The following is a 21,875-nucleotide window of genomic DNA, read 5'->3' as shown; positions in this document are numbered from 1 at the left end:
CGGCGGGGCCCCCGCCCCCGCGGCGGGGGGGGGGGGGGGGGGGGGGGCCCCCCCCCCCCCCCGCGGCGGGGGGGGGGGGGGGGGGGGGCGGGGCGCCCCCCCCCCCCCCGGCGCTGCCCCGGACCCGGTCCTCAAATGCCGGACGGGCTTGATCAGGGGCTCCGCCCCCGAACCCCCGGTCCTCAATCGCCGGACGGGCTGGAGTCGGCACCCCGTCCGCAGACGCTCGGCCGAGCACATTCAAGCCCCTCCGGCGATTGAGGAGCAGGGGTCCGGGGGCGGCGCCCCCGGGGACGACAGGAGGCACCATGGACTTCCGTACCGAGGCGCGCAGCTGGCTGCACAGCCACCTCGCCGACACCCCCGCCCCCGACCCCCACGCGTGGGAACGCGAGCTCGGGCGCGCCGGGTGGATCGGGATCGGCTGGCCCGGTGAGGACGGCGAGAGCTACGGCAACCGCCGCGCCACCCTCGCCCAGCAGGTCGTCTGGGCCGAGGAGTACGCCCGCTCCGCGGCCCCCGCCCGGATCGGCCACATCGGGGAGAACCTCCTCGCCCCGACCCTGATCACGTACGGCACCGAGGAGCAGAAGCAGCGCCATCTGCCCCCCGTGGCCCGGGGCGAGACGCTGTGGTGCCAGGGGTACAGCGAACCGGGGGCGGGCTCCGACCTCGCCGGGGTGCGGACCGCGGCCGTGCCGGACGGGGCCGGCGGTTACGCCGTGACCGGGCAGAAGATCTGGACCTCGCTCGCCCTGGACGCCGACTGGTGCTTCGTCCTCGCCCGCACCGACCCCGGCTCCACCCGCCACCACGGGCTGTCGTTCCTGCTGGTGGCGATGGACCAGCCGGGCCGGATCGAGGTGCGGCCGATCCGCCAGCTGACCGGGACCAGCGAGTTCAACGAGGTGTTCCTCGACGGGGCGCGGGCCTCGGAGGTCGTCGGCGGCGAGGGCAACGGCTGGCAGGTCGCCATGGGCCTCCTCGCCCTGGAGCGCGGGGTCTCCACCCTCGCCCAGCAGGTCGGGTTCGCCGAGGAGCTGGACCGGGTGGTCGCCGCCGCCGTGGCGAGCGGGGCCGCCGAGGACGCGGTCATCAGGGCACGGCTGGTCCGGCAGTGGGCGGAGCTGGACACGATGCGCCGGCACGCCCTGCGCACCCTGGGCTCCGCCGGCGACCCGGGCGCGCCCAGCGTGGCGAAGCTGCTGTGGGGCGGCTGGCACCAGCGGCTCGGCGAACTGGCCGTGCAGGTCGCGGGCGAGGCGGGGGCCGTCGGGCCCGAGCCCTGGTCGGAGCGACGGCCGTACGAACTCGACGGCGCACAGCACCTGTTCCTCTTCAGCCGGGCCGACACCATCTACGGCGGCTCCGACGAGATCCAGCGGAACATCATCGCCGAGCGGGTGCTCGGCCTACCGAGGGAGCCCAGATGAGAGGCGTCGTCTTCGACGGCACACGGACCGAGGTCGTGGACGACCTGGAGATACGGGACCCGGGCCCCGGAGAGGTGCTGGTGGCGGTCGCCGCCGCCGGACTCTGCCACAGCGATCTGTCGGTGATCGACGGCACGATCCCCTTCCCGGTCCCCGTCGTCCTCGGCCACGAGGGCGCGGGCGTGGTGGAAGCGGTCGGGCCCGGCGTCGCCCACGTGCGGCCCGGTGACCACGTCGCGCTCTCCACCCTCGCCAACTGCGGGGCCTGCGCCCAGTGCGACCGGGGGAGGCCGACCATGTGCCGGAAGGCCATCGGGCGGCCGGGGCGGCCGTTCTCGCGCGGTGGGAAGCCGCTGTTCCAGTTCGCCTCCAACTCCGCCTTCGCGGAACGCACGGTGGTGCGGGCCGTCCAGGCCGTGAAGATCCCGGACGACCTGCCCCTCACCTCGGCCGCCCTGATCGGCTGCGGGGTCCTGACCGGCGTCGGGGCCGTCCTGAACCGGGCGAAGGTCGGCCTGGGCGACACCGTCGTGGTCATCGGGACCGGTGGCATCGGGCTCAACGTGCTCCAGGGGGCCCGGCTGGCCGGCGCGCTCACCGTCGTCGCCGTCGACAGCAACCCGGCGAAGGAGGCGGTGGCCCGGCAGTTCGGCGCCACGCACTTCCTGACGAGCCCGGAGGGCGTGCGCGACATCCTGCCCGACGGGGCCGACCACGCCTTCGAGTGCGTCGGCCGCACCGAGCTGATCCGCCAGGCGATCGACCTCCTCGACCGGCACGGACAGGCCGTGCTGCTGGGCGTACCGGCGGCGAGCGCCGAGGCGTCGTTCCTGGTCTCCTCGATGTACCTGGACAAGTCGATCCTCGGCTGCCGCTACGGCTCCTCCCGTCCGCAGCGCGACATCGCCCTGTACGCGGACCTCTACCGGGAGGGCCGGCTGCTGCTGGACGAACTGGTCACCGAGACGTACCCGGTGGAGGACTTCGCCAAGGCGGCCGACGACGCGCACCACGGGCGGGTGGCCCGGGGGGTCCTGGTCTTCTGAGCCGCGTCCTCTACAGGCGTCCCCGGGCCGGGGCACGAGGGCCGCCCCGGGGCGCGAGGTCCGCCGAGGACCGGAACGTACGCCGGTAGGCCGTCGGCGGTACGCCCAGCGCCGCCTGGAAGTGCTGGCGCAGCGAGGTCGCCGTGCCGAAACCCGCGTCGCGGGCCACCTGGTCGATGGACAGGTCCGTCGACTCCAGCAGGTGCCGGGCCCGCTCCACCCGCTGCTGGGTGAGCCACTGGCCGGGGCTGATCCCGACCTCCTCGCGGAAGCGGCGCGTGAACGTCCGTACGCTCATCGCCTCCTGCTCCGCCATGTCCCGCAGCAGGATCGGCCGGTCGAGACGGGCCAGCGCCCAGGCCCGGGCGCCGGTGGTGGTCGCGAACTGCGGCTCGGGGACGGGGCGGTGGATGTACTGGGCCTGCCCGCCGTCCCGGTGCGGGGGCACGACCGTGCGGCGCGCGATCTCGTTCGCGACGGCCGTCCCGTGGTCGCGCCGCACCAGGTGGAGGCAGAGGTCGATCCCGGCGGCGACCCCGGCGGAGGTGAGGACGTCGCCGTCGTCGATGAACAGGACGTCCGGGTCGACACGGACCTGCGGGAAGGTCCGCTGGAAGTGGTCGGCGGACGACCAGTGCGTGGTGGCGGGGCGGCCGTCGAGGTAGCCGGCCGCCGCCAGGACGTAACTGCCGGTGCAGATGGAGACCATCCGGGTGCCGGGCCTGACCAGGGCGAGCGCCGCGGCCAGCTCCTCGGTGAGGCGGCCCTCCTCGAAGACCGGGCCCAGCTCGTAGGAGGCCGGGATGACCACCGTGTCGGCGGTGGCGAGCGCCTCCGGGCCGTGCTCAACGAGGATGGAGAAGTCCGCGTCGGTCCGGACCGGGCCCGGCGGACGGATGGAGCAGGTCACCACGTCGTACAGCCTCCCGCCCTTCCCGCCCGTCTCCGTGCCGAGACTGCGGCCGAAGATCCGCTGCGGGATGCCCAGCTCGAAGGGGAGCAGCCCGTCGAGGGCCAGAACGACGACGCGGTGCTGCACGACGGCCTCCTCGAAGATCACAGGAAATTGCTGTAGTGGTATAGACCACGAGCTGGTACAGGTTAGCGACGTGATGGAGAAGCCGACAGAGCGCGCGTCCCTTCCCGACGCCGCGTGCGACACCCGAACGACCCAGACCCCGCCCCCGAACCCGCTCCCGGACCCGAACCCGCTCGCGACGCTGCCCCCGCTCGATCCCGGCGGGCCCGGCGGCCCCGCCGGGACGGGCCTGGGCGCCGGGTCCTCGTTCGGTTCCGCCCCCGGCCCCGCGCGGCTCTGGAACCGTAACTTCCGCTACTTCTTCGTGGCCCGTACGGTCGCGCTCTTCGGCGACGGCATGATCCCGGTGGCCCTGACCGCCGGGCTGCTGGGCGCGGGGCGGCCCGCCTCCTCGGTCGGCTTCGCGCTCGCCGCCTGGATGGGGCCGCTCGCGGTGTTCGTCCTGTTCGGCGGGGTGCTCGCCGACCGGTTCACCCCGCGCCGCATGATGATCATCGCCGACGCCCTGCGGCTGATCGGCGCCTCCGTGCTGGCCGTGACCTTCGCGACGGGCAACCCGCCGCTGTGGTCGGTGTACGTCCTCAGCTCGGTGGCCGGCGTCGGCGCGGCGCTCTTCCAGCCCGGGGTCGCCTCGACCGTGCCGCGCGTCTCCACCGACGTCCAGCGCGCCAACGCGGTGCTGAGGGTCGCCGAGGCGCTGATGACCATGGCCGGGCCCGCCTTCGCCGGAGTGCTCGTCGGCCTCGCCAGCGCCGGCGCCGTCTACGCGGCGAACGCGGCGACCTTCGCGGTCTCCGGGGCCTGCCTCTTCCTGATGCGGCTGGCCCCGGCCCCGCACGACGACGCGGCGCGCGGCACCTTCGCCGCGGAACTGGTCGACGGATGGCGGGAGTTCCGGGCCCGGTCCTGGCTGTGGGGAGTGATCGCGGTCTGGACGGTGTACGGCTTCGCGGTCCTCGGCCCGATGCTCCCGCTGACCGCCGTCCTGGTCACCGAGGCGCACGGCTCGGGGGCGTACGGCATGCTGATGGCGGTGAACGGGGCGGGCAGCGTCGTCGGCGGACTCCTCGCCCTGCGGCTGCGCCCGTCGCATCCACTGGCGGCGGGGGCGGTGGCGCTGCCGCTGGTGGCGGTGAGCCTGCTGGTGCTGGCGCTCGGCATGCCGCTGCCGGTGCTGGCGGCGGGGCAGATGCTGGCGGGCGGGTCCGCCGCGTTCTGGCTGGTGATGTGGTCCACGACGGTCCAGACGCACGTCCCGCCGGAGGCCCTGAACCGGCTGCACGCCTACGATGTGGCCGGCTCGCTCCTGATGGTCGCGGCGGGCCGCGCCCTGGCGGGCCCGGTGGCCGAGGCGGTCGGGGCGCCGGAGCTGCTGGTGGCGGCGGCCGTGATCAACCTGGGGGTGGTGGCGGTGCTGCTGGTGGCCCGGCCGATCCGGCAGCTCAAGAGGATCGGGCTGGTATGAGGCCATCGGCGCGGCCCCCGGAGCGCGCGGACGATTCCACGGGGCGACGACCCTCCACGGCGCGACGCCCGCCCGCGCCCCGCGCCTCCGCAGCGCGCGTCGCTACGTCCCGTGCCTCCCTGTCCCGCGCCTCCACGGCCCGTGCGGTCGCGGCGGCGGCCGCCGTCGTCACCGTCGCCGCGGGCCTGGCCGTGCCCGCCGGGGCGGAAGGCGCCTTCGCCAAGTACGCGGGGAGCGCGCTCTACACGGTGCTGCTCTGCACCCTCGTCGCGTTCTGCGCGCCCCGCGCGCGGCCCGGTCCCCGGCTCACTTCTTGGCGCGGGCCCGCTCCTCGCTCGCCTGCGCCTCCAGCACCTCGAAGACATGGGCGCTGACGCGCCGTCGGGAGGTGCCGCTGACGATGAGCGCCGCGCCCGCCGCGGTCGTGGGCACGGACAGGGCCAGGATGCCGAGCAGTTCGGGCCACTCGCGCTGCCCGGCGCAGACGGAACGGCTGTTGTGCGAACCGCCGTTCTCCAGGGGGGAGCCGCACTCCACGTCCCGGATGTGGGACGGGACGGTGTACGGGACCAGCAGCAGCCAGCCGAACCACAGCAGCAGCCCGGCAGCCACGGCGGACAGCCCCACTCCCCAGACCACGCGGGCGCCGGCCCGACGGTCGAATTCCTGGCGCAGGGCCCAGTGCATGACGCTCCTCGTACTCGGTTCTCGCTGACCGGCTCGCTGACGGTTCTCGCGTACGGGCGAGATCGTACGCAGGCCCCGGGCGGAGCCCGGCGGGGCGGTGGGCGGGAGCGGGCGGTGGGCGGGCGGGAGCGGGCGGTCCGGATGGCGGGACAGGGCGGGTGTAGCCCGATCCCTGCGAAGCATGTCCTCCGGGCCGCTCGTCCGCACCTGTCCGGCCCCGGATGCTGGCTGACGTGACCTATGTGACCTACGTGACCAGCGGATTCTCCGTCCCTTCGACACCTCAACACCCCTGGCAGTGGAGCCCGGTGCCACCGCGAGACGACACTCGGCCCCTCGGCCTGTGCAGCCTCAGTCCACGGCACGAAAACGGTCTACCAGTCCATCGACGGACCATGACGAAACTTCGAGGTCAGTGAGCACTCGAGCCTGCGGAAAACCTCGGCCTTGCGTATCGAGCCGCGGATCCTGCAAGGGAGGTACTCGCAGTCACCGGTCCTTGGCCAGCGCGACGAGTTCGGCGAACAAGCCACCGCCACTGACCAGGTCGTCGTACGCCCCGTGCTCGATTACGCGGCCCTTGTCCATGACAAGCACCCGGTCCGCAAGGCGTGTGTTCTCAAGTTGATGGGTGACGACGATCGTCATGCGGCCGGCCGCAATTCTCTTGATCTCCAGGAACAGGGCATGCTCCCCGCGCGCGTCCATCTGAGACGTCGGCTCGTCCAGGATCAGCAGGGGCGTCTGGCGGTAGAGGGCTCGTCCGCACACCAAGCGCTGCCACTGGCCGCCGGACAGTTCGGCTCCACCGAACATCTCCCTGGTGAGGAGTGTGTCCAGATGCTGGGGCAACTTCTCCACCGCGTCGCGCATACCGACGGCGTCGACGACGTCCCATACGGCGTCGTCGTCGAAGGTGCGGGGTTGGCCGAGCGTGATGTTCTCGCGGACACGCAGCGGCCAGCAGGCGAAGTTCTGCGGGACGAGTGCGGTCCGGTTCCACACGGCGTCGGGGTCGGCTTGGGCCAGGTCGATGCCGTCCCAGAGGACGCGGCCCTTGTCAGGGAGGAGGATGCCGGTGATCAGCTTGGTCAGTGTCGACTTTCCGGAGCCGTTCTCGCCCACGATGGCCAGGATCTCTCCACGGCGCAGGGAGAGTGAGACCCCTGCGACGGCGGGTTCGTCCTTCCCCGGGTACTGATACACCGCTTCGTCGATCCTGATCTCTTCGACGACCTCCGGGATCGTCAGCTCGCCGCGCTTGGGTGCCAGCTCTTCGGCCATGTCGAGGAATGCGCGCATGTCTGCCAGGTAGAGCGAGGTGTGGAACAGCGCTGCCCCGTAGATCACGAAATTGCCGAGGGCGGCGAGTGTGGTCTGCACGGCGACGACGGCGGTAGCGGCAATGGGCAGTCCCACGCGACCGGTGGCGGCGAGCCAGGCGAGAGTGGCCCAGGTGCCGCACAGAAACACTCCGCCGAGAGCGCTGGTGGCGAGCGTGATGCGCAACAGGCGGGGGGCTGCGGTGAGGGTCCGCTGGTCGATGCGGTCGGAGAGGGCTCGGTACCAGTAGATGAGGTAGCCGGTCATACCGTTGGCCCGGACCTCGTCTCCGTGTCGGGAGAAGGTGGCCCACGACCGCATGAGCGCACGGACGTTACGGTCGCCGACGTTGAGGTAGTGGGTCTCGTAGTCGACGCGCGCGGACAGGACCGCCCCGGCGCCGGCGGGAATGACGGCCAGGAGCAGCAGCGGCAGCATCAGGGGGTGGAGAGCTGTGATGACGGAACTGGCAGCGATCATGCGAACCAGAGCGGACATGAATCGCTGAGCGTCCTGCACCATCATGGACGTACGCGTCACCCCGACCTCTGCGGCCTCCTGCCTGTCCTTGAAGCCGTCCTGGCCGTAGGCCGAGGATTCGACCCGGCACACGGCGGCTACCAGGGCGACGTCTGCTTCGGTCATCAGCCGCGGAGTGATCCGGCCGTTGGCATAGGAGGACAGGGCGCTGCTGACACGGCCTACGCCGGCAGCGGCCGTGACGATGATCAGAGCGGGCAAGGCGTTGTGCAGGCGTTCGGGTACCTCGTCGTTGCCGAGAAGGTGGGTCATGGCCTGCGCGGTGAACGCGAGGACGACGCCGGCCGAGACGCCGGTAAGGAGCTGGCAGGCGAGGAGGAGCAGTGCGGCTGCTCCGTCGACGGCCCACGCCATGCGCGCGGTGCGCCCCAGCACGGAGGGGAGGCGGCGGCACATGGCGCTGAAACTGGCGTCTGCCAGCGGGTTCTTGCCGTGCTTACCGTTGAAGGTGATGGTGGCCGGGGGTGGCGGGGGAGGTGTCTCGGAGGATTCGGTCGAGGCGGCGGTCACAGTCACCTGTTCCCTCCCGTGGGGATGGACGCCGGGCCTGGATGGCCCGGGCAGTGCACGGCATAACGACGCCGACGTGGACTCGAACGCGCTCGATTTCGGACGCGTAGGCGCCCATGCGTAGCAACGGAGTGGGCGTGGGCGCACCGGTACGGAGCCGCACTCCGAACGTGTCAGTTGGCCGAATCGCCGACCTTCGAAACCCCTGGGGCGGATGAGGTTTCGAGGGCCGTCCGGCGAGAGGGGCGAGGGTGTGACGTACGCCGGACAAGAGAGCCGATGTTGCCGGTCACAACTATCGTGGGCCTCTCCGGCCTCTCCGGCCTCTCGGCAGCGGCACCTTGGCGGCGCGCCGGCCGAGGCCGCCGGTGCGCGCGACCGGGATGTCCCAGCCGCGCAGCTCCATCTCGGTCCGGCGCATGAGAAGACTCTTGCCGGTGGAGTGGGTGCCCATCACGCCGATGCGGATGAGGCTCGTCGAGGTCACCACAGGGTGGGCTCCTGTTCGGCTTCGGGGGCGCCGGGCAGACCCGGCGGGACGGCGGCGGCCACGAGCTGTTCCCAGTTCGCGTACTTGGTGGCCATGGCGGTGAGAAGTTGCGCGGTCGCGTAGGCGTCGAAGGGGGCGCGGTGCCGACCGGAGGCCGGGGCCTGACTCAGGTCCGGGGAGACGTGTTCGATCAGGGCGTCGAGGCTGTACTTGGGCAGATCGGGATAGGTGGCCTTGGCCAGCCGGAGCGTGTCGATGACCCCGGCCGGCTTCCACTGCGGCAGGTGCGCGGACAGGACGCGGTAGTCCACGTGCGCGTTGTGGGCGGTGATCCACGCCGTGCCGAGGCAGGCGTGGACCTGGTCCTGGACCTCCTCCCAGCCCGGCTTCCCGTCGAGGACCTGGTTGGTGAGGCCGTGCACCCGCGCCGCGAAGGGCGTGACGGGACGGGGCGGCTTGATCAGCCAGGCGCCGGCCGTGCTCGTGTCGGGCTGTCCGTCGCGTACGGGGAGCGCGGCGACCTCGACCAGGTCGGGCGGGTTGGCGCCGTTGCCTTCGACGTCGACGACGAGCAGCGCGGGCCAGGAGGGGAAGTTCATACGGTCGGGTGTCCGTTCTTCGCCTCCCAGCCGATGTCAGCTCGGCCGTGCCGGCGGTGGTGATGGGGCTTGGCGCGGTCGTGGCACTGGTAGCCGAACCCGTGCTGGAGGAAGTAGCGCGGCGGTTCGTCCAGACCTTCAACGACGATGGCGCGCTCGGTGATGGCCGCGGTCACGAACTGCCGGCCTTCCGTGTAGATGTCGTGGCCACGCCGCATCCGGGCGATGCGTTTGTCCCTCAACGCATTCTGGTAGACGTTGGTCCGGATGGACGCGGGGGCGGTGTGGATGTCCTTCGGCTCGCCGAAAAGGCGACGGGTGACTGCCTGGTCCGCCCAGTAGGAGTGGCCCTGCTCCACGAGCTTGATCGACCCGGGAGCAGAGAACACCGGAGTGCGCCGGCGCTGCCGGTACGAGCATCGTCTGCGACTGCTCGGCCGGACCACTGGCACGACCTCGTCGAGGATCCCTCCACCCGATCTCGCAGGTATCCGTGCTGGCCCATCTCGTCCAGGACCTTCACGTCAGTCATCCGGCCGCCAGCCTTTCGCGGCGGGGACCGGCGAACGGCGCGCGGTACGGGGCGATGATCCGCCCGTCGGGCCGCCGGTGTCCTCGAAGAGCAGAACGCCGTTGCAGAGCAGCAGGCACCTTCTCTGCACGTCACCAGATCGAGTGGCGGCGGGGCTGTAAATGATCAAGAGCGCTCCATCGATGCCTCGGCGCTCGTGAGCGATAGGTTCTGGCAGAGGGCGCTGAGTGGGTCGTGCGTAAGTCGGTTGCTGAGGCGCGAGGGTTGGCGGAAACTTTCGCCGGTGTTCTCCGATGCTGACGTCGCTGCGCTGTACGACTTGCTGAACCCGTGGAACCCGGGCCGGCGGTCCGACGCCCGGTTCTACTTCCCGTTGGTCATGGCCGCGGAGTCGGTTCTCGACGTCGGTTGTGGAACGGGCGCCATGCTGAAGCTCGCCCGTGAGCATGGTCATCGCGGTCGGCTTGTCGGCTTGGACCCCGATTGCGCCGCGCTGGATCGGGCACGGCTGCGGGCGGACGTGGAGTGGACCGAGGGCGCCGCAGCGGACGCTGGGAATGGGGCGAGCTTCGAACTGGCCACGATGACTGGTCACGCCTTCCAGAACCTGCTCACCGATGATGACCTGCGGACTTCGCTCAATGCCATCCACGGGGGGCTGCGGCGCGGTGGTCGCTTCGCCTTCGAGACTCGGCACCCCCAGGCAAGGGCCTGGGAGGGATGGACGTCTTCGAACCCGGACGATGTAGTCGACCTTGTCGATGAGGCTGGCCGTGCCCTGCGCTACTGGCACGACGTCGACTCCGTCGTCGGCGACATCGTCACGATCCGCGGGACGGTGGCGCAGCCGGACGGCACAGTGCTCCGTGTACTCAGTGAGAGCTTGCGGTTCCTCGACGTTGCGACACTCAACGCGTTTCTGGTCGAGGCAGGCTTCGATATCGACGCTCAGTACGGCGACTGGGAACGAGGGCCGATTACTGATGACAGCCGGGAAATCATCACCATCGCCTGCCGTAGGTAGCTCCTGCCTTGCCGGCTTGGTGTACTGCTGAGTCTGCGGTCGTTGAGATGTCATATGGATCACGGGGTCTCCTCGATGCGTGGGCGTGGGATGCCGAGGTCGGTGGTGGGTCTCTTGGTGAGGCGGGCAGCTTCGGCCTGTTTGGCGCGGAGGAAGGTCAGGGTCGAGTCGATGCCTTCGACCTCGCCGAGCCAGTGCCCCTCTTGGGCCCGTTTGCGGCGGAGGAGGAGGTCCTTCTCGATCTCTGCGAGGCGGGGCTGCATCTTGGGGTTGACCCGGAGCATCGGGCTGCGGATACAGGCGTGTTCGTGGTTGCAGGGGGTGCCGTAGGGGCGCGCAGTTGCCGAGTTCGACCTTGTGTTTGTCGAAGTGCTCCTCGATGTCGGCCCACTCCCCGGGTGTGACCTCGGGGTATTCGATCTCCGGTCGGAGGGATCGGCGGTGGGTCAGGAATCGCTGGTAGTTGGTGACGATGTCCTCGGCGAAGACCGCGACATAGCCTTGGAGGGTCTGGAGGTCGAGGTGGCCGAGCAGGGCGGCGCCGATGTGGATGGGCAGGCCGCCATTGATGATCACGGTGGCGAAGAGCCGTCGGAAGTCGTGCGGCGTGAAGGTCATGTCGGCGCAGCCCCGGTGGGCCTCGGCTAGCTCCTCGCAACTGCGGGCGCGCCGTGAGGGTGGTGTAGTCGGTTCCGGCCCGGCGCCGGGTCAGGTAGTCGATCAGCAACTGGCGGACGTCCTGGTGCTGGATGGGGTAGCGGTCGACGAGCTGGGTGACGGTGAGCTGGCCGCGATAGACGTAGGCCCGCAACGTCGGCGGGGTGCCGGGCGGGAAGTGGCCCATCCGGTGCAGCACCTGCCAGGTGCCCAGGCCCGCGAACCGGGTCGCCCCCGCCTTGCTGCCGTGGGTCACCCCGAGCCGCTTGGACTCCATGCCGAAGTGCACCAGTGCGGACGGCGTCAGGTTTTCCAGCGCAATACCACCCGTGGTCAGTGCGGCGGTCAGGTCGAACTTCGCCCGGAGACGTGCATGTGATGGACGTCGAAGGCGTCAGCCGCGGCGAAGAACTTCTCCAGCAGAGGCAGGTGCACCAGCCCCGGTTGCGCCGGGGCGGGTTGCACAGCAGCCGGCGAGGAGCCGACCGTGGCCCGATTCCTGCGAACCGTGTCCTCCAGGCCACTCGTGGCGACGAGAGCAGGCCACGAGGCTGGTCCACGTGACTGAGACCATCGAGAACGCCGCCCGGGACGACGACCGGCGGCCGGCCCGCGAGGCGCGTCGCCGCCCCCGTTCCCGCCCCCGCGTCCACCGGGCGTGGCTCGTCGCCGCTGTCACCTTCGTGACGATCATCGGCGGTGCGGCGTTCAACTCCCTGCCCGGGCTGCTCATCGACCCGCTCCACGGCGAGTTCGGCTGGACCCGGGGCGAGATCGGGCTCGCGGTCTCCATCGACATGGCGCTGTACGGGCTGACCGCGCCGTTCGCCGCCGCGCTCATGGACCGCTACGGCATCCGGCGGGTCGTGGCGATCGCGCTCACCATGGTGGCGGCCGGGGCGATCGCCAGCGTCTGGATGACCGCCTCCTGGCAGCTGATGATCTACTGGGGCCTCCTCGTCGGCCTCGGCACCGGGTCGATGGCGATGGCCTTCGCCGCGACCGTGACCAACCGCTGGTTCGTGGCCCGCCGGGGTCTGGTCACCGGCATCCTCACCGCGGCGGGGGCCTCCGGACAGCTCGTCTTCCTTCCGCTCTGCGCCTGGATCGTCGACAGACACGGCTGGCGGCCCGCCTCGGTCACCGTCGCCCTGGCCGCCCTCGTCGTCGTCCCGTTCGTCTGGCTCCTGATGCGCGACCATCCGGCCGACGTGGGGCTCGCCCCGTACGGCGGTACGTATCTGGCGAAGCCCGCGCCGGTCCGGGGTGCCGCGCGCCGGACGGTGCGCGTGCTGGTCGACGCGGCCCGCACCGGCCCGTTCTGGCTGCTGGCGGGCGCCTTCGCGATCTGCGGGGCCTCCACCAACGGCCTGATCCGCACCCACTTCGTCCCGTTCGCCCACGACAACCACATGCCCATCGTCGTGGCGGCCTCGCTGCTCTCGGTGATCGGGGTCTTCGACATCATCGGCACGGTCTTCTCCGGCTGGCTCACCGACCGCTTCGACGCCCGCAGGCTGCTCGCCGTCTACTACGCGCTGCGCGGGATCTCCCTGCTGTTCCTGCCGCTGCTGATCGGCTCCGAGGTCGAGCCGCCGATGATCTTCTTCATCGTGTTCTACGGTCTTGACTGGGTCGCCACGGTCCCGCCGACGATGGCGCTCTGCCGCGAGCAGTACGGCGACGACAGCGCGATCGTCTTCGGCTGGGTGCTGGCCTCGCACCAGGTGGGCGCGGCGGTGGTGGCGTTCCTCGGCGGGGTCGCGCGGGATGTCTTCGGCCGCTACGACGTGGTCTGGTACGCGGCGGGGGCGCTGTGCGCGATGGCGGCGCTGATGTCGTTGGTGATCCGCAGACGGACGGCGGGACAGAACACCTAGTTCCTTTCCAGGACGTGTCCGGCGCTCGCCGAGATCCGGCCGTTGTCCGTTCTTCCGCCGGGGCGGTCACGCGGCATGGCCGGGCCCGCGATGGTCTCGCCCGTCGGCGAGCATCACGGCGAGGTGGGTCGGAGCGAGCCCCGGCTCGTGCCCGGTCGAGGTCAGCGGCCGGACCGGGTGTTGAGGCTGCCCATGATCAGGTCGGTCAGGGTGGCGACCGCGTCGGCGGCGGACGCCCGGCCCTGGTTCAGCTCGGCGGCCATCGCCTCGGCCGCGCCCAGCACGCCGACGCACCGTAGCCGGAGGGCTTCGGGAGTGATGCCGGAGTGCTGCAGCAGGGCGGCGGCCACCAGGTCCGTGTACCTGTCGAGCATCTCGCGCTGGATCGCCTCCATCTCCGGATTTCCCTTCAGCGCGGCGGAGACGGCGGCGAGTTCCGGCATGTCCGTGGCGCAGGCGAAATACGCGGTGCTGATGAGGCGGGCGACCTCGTCCGCGGTGGGTTCGGCCTCCTGCAACGCCTGGGCGATCGCGGCTCGGTGACGTTCGTCGAGGCGTCGGTAGAGCGCGAGCAACAGGCCCGGGCGCGTGCCGAAGTGGTCGTACACGATCGGCCTGCTCACCCCGGCCGCCTCGGCGAGGGTGACCAGAGTCAGACCGTCGGTGCCCTGGGCGCGCACGATCGCCACGGCGGTGTTCAGCAGCTGCTCCCGCCTGGCCTGCTTGGACAGGCGGGTCGAGGTGGTGGCCATGGTCCTCCGTTGTGTCGCCCTCCAGACTATGTTACAAAACGTAGGCTACAAAATGTAGCTTAAGGGGAGTGGGGCCACGATGAAACAGCTGAAACCGGTACTGATCCTGGGTGGTTCGGGGCAGGCGGGCTCGGGGGCCGCCGCGCTCCTGCGTCAGTGGCATCCGGGGCTGCCGCTGACGATCGCCGGGCGCGATGCCGACCGCGCGCAGCGGGTGGCCGACGGGCTAGGCGCCGCCACGGCGGTGACCATCGACCTGCGGCGCGGCGATCTCGGCCTGCCGGCCGAGCACGGCCACCGCTACTCGGCGGTGGTCGCCGCACTCTGGGACGACCGCCTGAACGGGCTGCATTACGCGCAGGAACACGGGTTGCCCTACCTCAGCATCTCCAGCGGTCTGGTGGAGATCGCGCCGGAGGTCGTCGCGGGTGCGCGGCGGGCAAGTGCCTCGTCGATCCTGGTGGCCAGCCACTTCTGCGCCGGCGTCGTCGTCCTCGCGACGTTGGGGCTGGCCCGGGAGTTTCGCCGGGTCGACACCGTCCGGATCGGCGCCGTGCTGGACGAGCTGGACACCGGCGGTCCCGCGGGAGCCGCGGATCTGGAGCGGTGGTCCACCGCCACCACGGCGGGAACGGTGCGCCGCGACGGCGTCTTCACCTGGGTCAACGATCCCGACGTCCGGACCGGGGTGCGCAGTGCCGACGGCGTCGTCCTGCCCGGCCGGAGCATCGCCATCCTCGACGTACCGAGCCTCGCCCTCGCGACGGGCGCGCCGAACGTCCGTTTCGACCTGGCCGTCGGTGAATCCGCTGCCCGGCGCCGTGGCGACCCCGCTTCCATCGAGATCCGGATCGACCTCGAAGGAGCAGATGCCACGGGTGCACCGCTCACGACGAGCCGCTATCTCGTCCATCCGGCGGGGCAGCGTCCCCTGACCGCACTCGGCATCGCCCTCGGTGTCGAGCGGCAGCTCGGGCTGCGGGGCGAAGCGGCCCAGCCGGGCGTCCGCACCCCTGAGACCCTGCTCGACCCGGTCTACGTGGCCGGGCGGTTGGCGGAGATCGGCGCCACCTTCGTCGACGCACCCCCCACCTGACCGAAGGGCCGAAGCGGGCGGTGGCGGGCCGTTCCCGGCCGGACCCGCCGAAGGGCCGGGCTCAGCGCTGAACCCGCTGAAGGTCCGGGCTCAGCGGCCGGACCCGCCGACAGTCCGGGCTCACCGGCCGAACCGGCCGAGGGCGCGGGCTGCGCGGCTGAACCCGCCGAAGGGCCGGGCTCAGCGGCTGAACCGGCCGAACGCCCCCCGGTGGAACAGGAGGGGTTCACCCTCGTCCGTCGCCCCCAGCGCCTCCACCCGGCCGACCACGATGAGGTGGTCGCCGCCGGTGTGGACGGCGTGGACGCGGCAGTCGATCCAGGCGGGCACGGAGTCCAGCAGCGGAGACCCGGTGGCCGGGGCGGCCCCGTGGGTCACCCCCGCGAACTTGTCGGCGCCGCTCACCGCGAACCCCCGGCACAGTGCGCCCTGTTCCGCCCCGAGGATGTTCACGCAGAACGCCCCGGCGCGGGCGATGCGCGGCCAGGTCGTCGACGTACGGGCGACCATGAAGGACACCAGTGGCGGGTCCAGCGACAGCGAGGCGAAGGACTGGCAGGCGAAGCCCGCCGGGCCGTCCGCGTCGCGCGCGGTGATCACGGTGACGCCGCTGGCGAAGTGGCCCAGTACGCGCCGGAATTCGTCGGGGTCCACGGGCAGTCGCTCGTCGTCCCGGACGGCTCTCAGGTCCGGCCGGGGCAGCGCCTCGGGAGGCGTCCCGCCCGGTGCCCCCGGCGCGGCTGTCGTGGCGGCGCCGACGGACCTGAGGTACCGGACGGCGGTGGCGGCCATGCCTGCGTGTCCCATCACACCCTTCATTAGAACTGACGGCGCGTCAGATGTGAAGTCGTGCGGGTGGTCGGACCGGGGTGGGGAAGTGCGGCAGCGGATGGGCCGCGAGTTCCGCCGTGACGTCCTGCGCCGGGCGGGGGTTCGTCCAGGACCAGAGGGCCGGCCTGCGCGTATCTGCTGGTCGTCGAGGTGGCCCTACCACCAGTAGGTGGGGTAGCGGGCGGTCTTGCCGCTGCGGCCCGCGAGGACGCCGAGGCCGGCGATCACGACCGTGGCGAGCAGCAGCAGAGCGAGGAAGAGGGCCGTCGAGGGCTGGGCCGCCACGACGATGACGGCGGTGGCCGCGGCGGGGGAGTGCGCGGTACGGGCCAGGGCCATGGCGCCGATCGCGAGACCGCCCGCGACCGCCGAGGCCCAGATCGAACTGCCCGCGACGGCGAGAACCGCGAAGCCCACGAGGGCCGAGACGAGCTGGCCGCCGATCACATTGCGCGGCTGGGCCAGCGGCAGTGTGGGCGCGGCGAAGACAAGCGCGGCACTCGCGGCCAGCGGCGGGATGAGCACCGTCTGGTCGAGTGCGTAACCGATGGCGACCAGCAGGGTCAGGGCGACCGTCCCGCCGAGGGTCGCGACCGAGACAGAGGGCAGGGAGGGGCGCGGCGGGGCCTTGCTGGTCAGCAGGGAAGGAGAGCGCGGCGGAGCGGGGAGCGTGGTTGCGGGGGCGTCGGGCACAGGGGTTCCTTTCGCGACGGCGTGATCACATGGACTAATGGTTGAAGCATAGAATTATCCATTAGCTTTGCAGGGGCTTTTCCGCGAGAAAGGATGGGGGGATGGCTGAAGGCGTCGCGGAGGAGCGGGAAGAGCGGGAGCGGTCGGTGGCGGTGCCGTTGACCGGCGAGCCGCTCCCGCTGGAACTGGTCAACACCACCTACATCAAGGGGGGTGTGCGGGGGCGGCGCAGGGATGCGCTCGCCGCCGGGCCGGAGGCCCTGGACGTTTGGCTGGCCGCGGAACGGCACCGCTTCGCGCCCGGCGTCGCCGACGCGCTGGCAGCGGCGCCGCCCGCGGGCCCGGAGCAGTACCAGGAGTTCCTGGTGCTGCGCCGGGCCCTGCGGGCGCTGGCCGGGGCGCGGACCTCGGGTGAGGGCCCGGACCCCGGAGCGCTGGCCGTGGTGAACGCGTACGCGCGGACGGCCGCCGACTGGCGGGAGCTGGCTCCCGGACCGGAGTTCCGGGCCGTCGTCCGCCGGGCGGTGGAGGACCCGTTGCGGCTGGCGCTCGGGGCGATCTCCGCCGCCGCTGTCGAGCTCTTCGCGGGCGAAGGCGCGGAGCGGCTGAGGGCCTGCCCCGCTCCGGGGTGCATCCTCTACTTCGTCAGGACCCATGCCCGGCGCGAGTGGTGCACCGTGGGATGCGGGAACCGCGTGCGCGTGGCGCGCCACAGCAGGCGTGCCCGCGAGGGCGACGAAGCGGGGTGACGGGCGGCCGGCCGGGCGACAGCCCTGGGGGCCCTTCGCCCGCGCCGTAACGGTTACGCGCCCGTGCGGCGGGCGTAGTGGCGCTGGGCCTTCGCGCGGTTGCCGCAGCCGGCCATCGAGCACCAGCGGCGGGTGCCGTTCTTGGAGACGTCGTAGAAGTGCAGGACGCAGGCGTCGTTCGCGCACGGGCGGATGCGGTCGGGCCGGTCCGCCACCAGACGGAGCCAGTTGTCGGCGGCGTACCAGGAGGGGCCCCAGGACGGGTCGTCCACCTCCACCACCGACTCCGGGAGCCCGTCGGGACCCAGGGCGCGGCGGATACGGCCGTGGGCGAGGACCTCGTTGAGCGCCGCCATGGCGCCGCGGGTGGCCGTCCTGTGCTCGGTGGCCGCCGCGACCAGGGCTTCGAGCGCGGTGCGGGTCGCCAGCAGCCGGCCCAGGGTGGCGCCGTCGACGGTCGTGGAGAGGGGTGCCAGCTGCTCCCGTACCGGCGTACTGGACAGCCAGAGGGCCAGGCCGGTCTCGGAATCGAGCAGGTCGTGCTCGCCCTCCGCGTCGCCCCAGCGGGTGTTGAGCAGATCGAGGGCGAGCGGTTCAGCGGTCAGCGGCCGGGGGTCGGCCCTTGTGGGGTGCGGCACGGCTGGGTCCTTCCGTCGCGCGCTCGGTCGGGGATGGTCCATCGATGGTAACCGGACAAACGAAGATCACTGGTTGACCGAGCCATCCCTAACCCTTAAAGTCGTTTTCACAGGTTACGAGATCACCTCGCAGCCCTGACCGAAAGCATGGGGACCGATCATGAGCAAGGCGAAGAACCTGCAGACCGGCCACATCGGCCTCAACGTCACCGATCTGGACCGTTCGCTCGCCTTCTACCGCGAGGTCTTCGACTTCGAGGTGCTGGCCGAGGGCAAGGAAGAGGACCGCCGCTGGGCGTTCCTCGGGCGCGGACCCAGGCTCCTGGTGGCGCTGTGGCAGCAGAGCGAGGGCACCTTCTCCACGACTCTGCCCGGCCTGCACCACCTCTCCTTCCAGGTGGACACCGTCGAGGAGGTCCGGGCCACTGAGGAGGTCCTGCGCACCCTGGGCGCCGAGTTCACCTACGACGGCGTCGTGCCGCACGGTGAGAGCGGGAACTCGGGCGGCATCTTCTTCTCCGACCCCGACGGCATCCGCCTGGAGATCTACGCGCCCACCGGCGCCGACCCGGCCGACGCCCCGACCCCGGGCGCACCCACCTGCGGCTTCTTCTAGCGGCGCCACACGGTTTCGCCCGGTGCTGCGCGGCACCGGGCCACGGCGCCGGTGACAGGCACGGCACCGTCCCCTCTTCCCCGGCGGAAAGGCAGAGTCATGGGCGGCTACCACCACGGTGAGATCACCGTGCAGGAGCGGGCCGGCCTCGCGAGCGAGGCCGGACACTCACAGGGCGCCATCGGCAGCACCATCCCCGAGGTGGCGGTGGCCTTCCTCGCCGAACAGCCCCACGTGGTGGTGGGCGGCACGGACGAGCGGGGCCGGATCTGGGCGACCCAGCTCACCGGGGAGCCGGGATTCCTGGCCGTTCCCGAGCCGCACACCCTCACCATCGGCGCGCTGCCCCCGCCGGAGGACCCGCTCGCGGCGGTCCTGGCCGGAGCCGGAACCGGAGCCGGAACTGGCCCCGGCCAGGAGCCCGTACGGATCGGCCTGCTCGGCATCGAGCCGGCCACCCGCCGCCGGATGCGGATGAACGGCCGGGCCGTCCGCGACGGCGACGGGCTGCGCGTCCAGCTCGACCAGGTCATCGCCAACTGCCCCAAGTACATCCAGAAGCGCGCCCATCGCCCGGCCGGGGACGGGGAGGCCCAGGCCTTCCGCAGGGCCGTCGACAGCACGGAGCTGAGCCCCGGGCAGCAGCGGACCCTGCGAGCCGCCGACACCTTCTTCGTCGCCACCGCCTCCGACCGCGGGGACGCCGACGCCTCGCACCGGGGCGGCAACCCCGGCTTCGTCCAGGTGCTCTCGCCCCGGCTGCTGCGCTGGCCCGACTACGTCGGCAACGCCATGTTCCTGACCCTGGGCAACCTCGAACTCAACCCGGCCGCGGGCCTCTTCGTGCCCGGCTGGGAGGCCGGCACGTCCCTTCACCTGACGGGCGCGGCCCGCACGGTGTGGGACGAGGACGAAGTGGCCGGCCACCCCGGCGCCCAGCGGCTGGTGGAGTTCGAGATCACCGCCGTGCGGGAGGTCGCGGCGGCCTCCCCGTTGCGCTGGTCCGCGCCCGCCTACTCCCGCTTCAACCCGCCGACGGCCGGCTGACCTCCACCCCGGCCGCCGCGCCCTACCCGTGACGGAGTCACCATGCAGATCACCGTGGACCTGGACGTCTGCGCGAGCCACGGCAATTGCGTCTTCGCCGCCCCCGAGACGTTTTCGTTCGACGACGACGACTACCTCCAGTACGAGTCGACGCCGGACGAGGCCCTGCGCGACAGGGTCGAGAAGGCCGCCGCGTCCTGCCCGGTCCGCGCCATCACCGTGACCGCCCCGTGAGCCCCGCCGGTCCTCCGCGCGACGTGGTGATCGTCGGGGCCTCGCTGGCGGGACTGCGGGCCGCCACGACCCTGCGGGCCGAGGGATTCACCGGCGGGCTGACAGTCGTCGGGGCCGAACCGCACGCCCCGTACGACCGGCCGCCGCTCTCCAAGGAGTTCCTGACGGCCCCCTCCCCGGTCGACACCGGGCTCCCGGCCCCCGACAGCCTCCGGGTCCGCTGGCTGCGGGGGCGGCCCGCGGTCGGGCTCGACCCGTACAGCAGGACGGTCACCCTCGCCGACGGCACCCGCCTGCCCTACGACGGTTTGCTGATCGCCACCGGCGCCGCCGCCCGGGCCGGTGCGGTGGACGGCGAACCTGACCCGGACCAGGGGGTGTTCACCCTGCGCGACCGCGACGACGCGGTGGCGCTGCGGGCCGCGCTCGTCCCCGGGCGGAAGCTGCTCGTCGTCGGCGCCGGATTCCTCGGCGGCGAGGTCGCCGCGGCGGGCCGTGCGCTCGGGCTCGACGTCACCCTCGTGGAGGCCGGGCCTGTACCGCTGGAGCGCGCGGTCGGCACCGAGGCCGGCGAGTTCGTCGGGATGCTCCACCGGGAGGCGGGCATCGATCTGCGTACCGGCACCACCGTCGCCGCGTTCCGGACCGCCCCGGACGGGGGCCTCTCGGGCGCCCGGCTGGCCGACGGGCGGAGCGTCGCGGCCGATGCCGCGGTCCTGGCCCTGGGGGCGGTCCCGGCCACCGGATGGCTGGCCGGATCGGGCATCGAGGCGGCCGGCGGAGTACGCACCGACTCCCGGCTGCGGGCTCTGTTCCCCGACGGTACGGCCGTGCCCGGCGTGGTCGCGGCGGGGGATGTGGCCCTGGTCCCGCAACCCCTGGCGGACGGTGCCGCGCCTGCCCTCGGCCACTGGTCCGGCGCGGTGGAACAGGGCGCGGCCGCCGCGCGCACGTTGCTCCTCGGCGGGGCGGCCCCGGCCTTCGACGAGGTGCCTTCCTTCTGGTCCGACGTCCACGGCGTCCGGCTCCGCTCGGTGGGCCTCCCGGGGCTCGGTGACACGGTGAAGGTCCACGAACGCGACCGGGCCGCCCGGCGGCTGGAAGTCAGCTACCACCGGGACGGACGGCTGATCGGCGCCCTGACCATCGGCCGGACCTCCCGACTCGCCGCCTACCGACGGACCTTGGCCGAATACGCCCCCTGAGGGCTGTCCGCTAGCGCCCGCGGTACTCCGGCGACCGGCGCTCCACGAAGGACGCCACGCCCTCGTTGGCGTCGCGCGTGGTCATGTTGATCTCCTGGGCGGCGGCCTCCGCCCCGAACGCCGCGGCCCGGTCGCCGTCCAGCGAGGCGTTCACCAACTGCTTGGTCAGAGCGAGGGCCCGGGTGGGGCCGGCCGCCAGCCGGCCTGCCCACTCCTTGGCCAGGTACTCCAACTCCCCGGCCGGAACCGTGCGGTTGACCAGCCCCAGCCGTTCCGCGTCCACCGCCGGCAGCGTGTCCCCGAAGAACATCAGCTCCTTGGCGCGCTGCGGTCCCACCAGCCGGGGCAGCAGATACGCGCCGCCGCCGTCCGGGACGAGCCCCCGGCGTACGAAGACCTCGACGAACTTCGCCGTGTCGGCCGCCAGGACCAGATCGCACGCGAACGCCAGATGCGCGCCGATCCCGGCCGCCGTGCCGTTGACGGCGGCGATCACCGGCTTCTCGCAGTCCAGCACGGCGGCGACGAGCCGCTGCGCACCGAGCCGGATCGTCCGGGCGACGTCCCCGGGGACCCGTTCGCCTGTCGTTGCGGGGGCGCCGCGCAGGTCGGCGCCCGCGCAGAAGCCGCGGCCGGTGGCGGTGAGCACGACGGCCCGTACGGCGGGGTCGGCGGAGGCCTCGGCCAGCAGGGCGATGATCCGCTCCCGTTGGTCCCAGGTGACGGCGTTCATGACCTCCGGCCGGTTGAGGGTGATCCAGGAGACGCCGCCGTCGAGGGAGTGCAGGA

At 72.2% G+C, this 21,875-nt stretch carries 23 protein-coding genes and 2 pseudogenes; 12 read left to right on the top strand and 13 right to left on the bottom strand.

Annotated elements, in window-relative coordinates; translation table 11 throughout:
• The first annotated feature begins 308 nt into the window (after nucleotides 1-308).
• Together AB0F29_RS30750 and AB0F29_RS30745 are read left to right on the top strand one after the other, a co-directional pair.
• Nucleotides 309-1,433: an acyl-CoA dehydrogenase family protein gene (locus tag AB0F29_RS30750; RefSeq protein ID WP_361878799.1), complete on the top strand. Its 1,125-nt coding sequence runs from the start codon at nucleotides 309-311 to the stop codon at nucleotides 1,431-1,433.
• Nucleotides 1,430-2,479, top strand: a complete 1,050-nt coding sequence (locus AB0F29_RS30745) for a Zn-dependent alcohol dehydrogenase (protein WP_361878796.1) — start codon at nucleotides 1,430-1,432, stop codon at nucleotides 2,477-2,479. Before AB0F29_RS30750 ends, AB0F29_RS30745 begins: the two co-directional genes overlap by 4 nt.
• Before the next feature lie 10 nt (nucleotides 2,480-2,489).
• On the opposite strand, the gene AB0F29_RS30740 is transcribed toward AB0F29_RS30745, so the two are convergent.
• Nucleotides 2,490-3,518 carry a helix-turn-helix domain-containing protein gene (locus tag AB0F29_RS30740; RefSeq protein WP_361878834.1) on the bottom strand — a complete coding sequence of 343 codons (1,029 nt, stop codon included), beginning with the start codon at nucleotides 3,516-3,518 and terminating at the stop codon, nucleotides 2,490-2,492.
• 73 nt (nucleotides 3,519-3,591) lie between these two features.
• Here AB0F29_RS30740 and AB0F29_RS30735 point away from each other — a divergent pair, with 73 nt between their 5' ends.
• Together AB0F29_RS30735 and AB0F29_RS30730 are read left to right on the top strand one after the other, a co-directional pair.
• Nucleotides 3,592-4,983 carry an MFS transporter gene (locus tag AB0F29_RS30735; protein ID WP_361878793.1) on the top strand — a complete coding sequence of 464 codons (1,392 nt, stop codon included), beginning with the start codon at nucleotides 3,592-3,594 and terminating at the stop codon, nucleotides 4,981-4,983.
• Nucleotides 4,980-5,279, top strand: a pseudogene (locus AB0F29_RS30730) (DUF2809 domain-containing protein); the annotation flags it as partial. The gene AB0F29_RS30735 and the pseudogene AB0F29_RS30730, both read left to right, overlap by 4 nt.
• Nucleotides 5,280-5,289: 10 nt before the next feature.
• Here AB0F29_RS30730 and AB0F29_RS30725 read toward each other — a convergent pair.
• The 5 genes from AB0F29_RS30725 to AB0F29_RS30705 all read right to left on the bottom strand — a co-directional run bounded on the left by AB0F29_RS30725 (nucleotide 5,290) and on the right by AB0F29_RS30705 (nucleotide 9,521).
• Nucleotides 5,290-5,670, bottom strand: coding sequence for a hypothetical protein (locus AB0F29_RS30725; protein WP_018960356.1), 381 nt, complete (start codon nucleotides 5,668-5,670; stop codon nucleotides 5,290-5,292).
• Nucleotides 5,671-6,159: 489 nt separating this feature from the next.
• A complete protein-coding gene (locus tag AB0F29_RS30720; RefSeq protein ID WP_361878831.1) occupies nucleotides 6,160-8,043 on the bottom strand; it encodes an ABC transporter ATP-binding protein in 1,884 nt (627 codons plus the stop codon).
• 295 nt (nucleotides 8,044-8,338) lie between these two features.
• The gene (locus AB0F29_RS30715; RefSeq protein ID WP_361878789.1) at nucleotides 8,339-8,530 is read right to left on the bottom strand and encodes a hypothetical protein; all 192 of its coding nucleotides are present in this window, start codon (nucleotides 8,528-8,530) and stop codon (nucleotides 8,339-8,341) included.
• A complete protein-coding gene (locus tag AB0F29_RS30710) occupies nucleotides 8,527-9,132 on the bottom strand; it encodes a 3'-5' exonuclease (protein ID WP_361878786.1) in 606 nt (201 codons plus the stop codon). Before AB0F29_RS30710 ends, AB0F29_RS30715 begins: the two co-directional genes overlap by 4 nt.
• Entirely contained in the window at nucleotides 9,129-9,521 is a 393-nt protein-coding gene (locus tag AB0F29_RS30705; RefSeq protein WP_361878783.1) for a hypothetical protein, read from the bottom strand. The genes AB0F29_RS30710 and AB0F29_RS30705 overlap by 4 nt, the downstream gene beginning before the upstream one ends.
• Before the next feature lie 426 nt (nucleotides 9,522-9,947).
• Between AB0F29_RS30705 and AB0F29_RS30700 the strand changes: the two genes are divergently transcribed.
• Nucleotides 9,948-10,688 (top strand): methyltransferase domain-containing protein, encoded by a 741-nt coding sequence (locus AB0F29_RS30700; RefSeq protein WP_361878780.1) that lies wholly within the window; start codon nucleotides 9,948-9,950, stop codon nucleotides 10,686-10,688.
• Nucleotides 10,689-10,747: 59 nt separating this feature from the next.
• Here the strand turns inward: AB0F29_RS30700 and AB0F29_RS30695 are convergent, their stop codons facing one another.
• Nucleotides 10,748-10,972 (bottom strand): recombinase, encoded by a 225-nt coding sequence (locus tag AB0F29_RS30695; RefSeq protein WP_361878778.1) that lies wholly within the window; start codon nucleotides 10,970-10,972, stop codon nucleotides 10,748-10,750.
• A 256-nt stretch (nucleotides 10,973-11,228) separates the two neighbouring features.
• Nucleotides 11,229-11,306: pseudogene (locus AB0F29_RS30690) on the bottom strand (hypothetical protein); the annotation flags it as partial.
• A gap of 599 nt (nucleotides 11,307-11,905) precedes the next feature.
• Here AB0F29_RS30690 and AB0F29_RS30685 point away from each other — a divergent pair.
• Nucleotides 11,906-13,225, top strand: a complete 1,320-nt coding sequence (locus tag AB0F29_RS30685; protein WP_361878775.1) for an MFS transporter — start codon at nucleotides 11,906-11,908, stop codon at nucleotides 13,223-13,225.
• Nucleotides 13,226-13,386: 161 nt separating this feature from the next.
• Here the strand turns inward: AB0F29_RS30685 and AB0F29_RS30680 are convergent, their stop codons facing one another.
• A complete protein-coding gene (locus AB0F29_RS30680) occupies nucleotides 13,387-13,977 on the bottom strand; it encodes a TetR/AcrR family transcriptional regulator (protein ID WP_361878773.1) in 591 nt (196 codons plus the stop codon).
• 79 nt (nucleotides 13,978-14,056) lie between these two features.
• Between AB0F29_RS30680 and AB0F29_RS30675 the strand changes: the two genes are divergently transcribed.
• Nucleotides 14,057-15,073 (top strand): saccharopine dehydrogenase, encoded by a 1,017-nt coding sequence (locus AB0F29_RS30675; RefSeq protein WP_361878770.1) that lies wholly within the window; start codon nucleotides 14,057-14,059, stop codon nucleotides 15,071-15,073.
• Between the two features lie 180 nt (nucleotides 15,074-15,253).
• On the opposite strand, the gene AB0F29_RS30670 is transcribed toward AB0F29_RS30675, so the two are convergent.
• Nucleotides 15,254-15,865: a flavin reductase family protein gene (locus AB0F29_RS30670; protein ID WP_361878828.1), complete on the bottom strand. Its 612-nt coding sequence runs from the start codon at nucleotides 15,863-15,865 to the stop codon at nucleotides 15,254-15,256.
• A 195-nt stretch (nucleotides 15,866-16,060) separates the two neighbouring features.
• On the bottom strand, nucleotides 16,061-16,597 hold the full coding sequence (locus AB0F29_RS30665) for an HPP family protein (RefSeq protein WP_361878767.1): 537 nt from the start codon (nucleotides 16,595-16,597) through the stop codon (nucleotides 16,061-16,063).
• A 101-nt stretch (nucleotides 16,598-16,698) separates the two neighbouring features.
• Between AB0F29_RS30665 and AB0F29_RS30660 the strand changes: the two genes are divergently transcribed.
• Entirely contained in the window at nucleotides 16,699-17,346 is a 648-nt protein-coding gene (locus AB0F29_RS30660) for an ABATE domain-containing protein (protein WP_361878764.1), read from the top strand.
• A gap of 53 nt (nucleotides 17,347-17,399) precedes the next feature.
• On the opposite strand, the gene AB0F29_RS30655 is transcribed toward AB0F29_RS30660, so the two are convergent.
• The gene (locus AB0F29_RS30655; RefSeq protein WP_361878761.1) at nucleotides 17,400-17,984 is read right to left on the bottom strand and encodes a CGNR zinc finger domain-containing protein; all 585 of its coding nucleotides are present in this window, start codon (nucleotides 17,982-17,984) and stop codon (nucleotides 17,400-17,402) included.
• A gap of 160 nt (nucleotides 17,985-18,144) precedes the next feature.
• Between AB0F29_RS30655 and AB0F29_RS30650 the strand changes: the two genes are divergently transcribed.
• The 4 genes from AB0F29_RS30650 to AB0F29_RS30635 all read left to right on the top strand — a co-directional run bounded on the left by AB0F29_RS30650 (nucleotide 18,145) and on the right by AB0F29_RS30635 (nucleotide 21,086).
• Nucleotides 18,145-18,600 carry a VOC family protein gene (locus AB0F29_RS30650; RefSeq protein WP_361878758.1) on the top strand — a complete coding sequence of 152 codons (456 nt, stop codon included), beginning with the start codon at nucleotides 18,145-18,147 and terminating at the stop codon, nucleotides 18,598-18,600.
• A 99-nt stretch (nucleotides 18,601-18,699) separates the two neighbouring features.
• Complete coding sequence (locus tag AB0F29_RS30645; protein ID WP_361878755.1) at nucleotides 18,700-19,647, top strand: pyridoxamine 5'-phosphate oxidase family protein; 948 nt, start codon at nucleotides 18,700-18,702, stop codon at nucleotides 19,645-19,647.
• A 42-nt stretch (nucleotides 19,648-19,689) separates the two neighbouring features.
• Entirely contained in the window at nucleotides 19,690-19,881 is a 192-nt protein-coding gene (locus AB0F29_RS30640) for a ferredoxin (protein WP_361878752.1), read from the top strand.
• Nucleotides 19,878-21,086 carry an FAD-dependent oxidoreductase gene (locus AB0F29_RS30635; RefSeq protein ID WP_361878749.1) on the top strand — a complete coding sequence of 403 codons (1,209 nt, stop codon included), beginning with the start codon at nucleotides 19,878-19,880 and terminating at the stop codon, nucleotides 21,084-21,086. The genes AB0F29_RS30640 and AB0F29_RS30635 overlap by 4 nt, the downstream gene beginning before the upstream one ends.
• 10 nt (nucleotides 21,087-21,096) lie before the next feature.
• Here AB0F29_RS30635 and AB0F29_RS30630 read toward each other — a convergent pair whose 3' ends face one another.
• Nucleotides 21,097-21,873 (bottom strand): enoyl-CoA hydratase-related protein, encoded by a 777-nt coding sequence (locus tag AB0F29_RS30630; RefSeq protein WP_361878825.1) that lies wholly within the window; start codon nucleotides 21,871-21,873, stop codon nucleotides 21,097-21,099.
• Nucleotides 21,874-21,875: the final 2 nt, after the last annotated feature.

The organism is Streptomyces sp. NPDC026589, assembly GCF_040638385.1.
GTDB lineage: Bacteria > Actinomycetota > Actinomycetes > Streptomycetales > Streptomycetaceae > Streptomyces.
The sequence above is the reverse complement of the archived record's forward strand: the minus strand, read 5'-3'. Positions and strand labels throughout refer to the sequence as shown.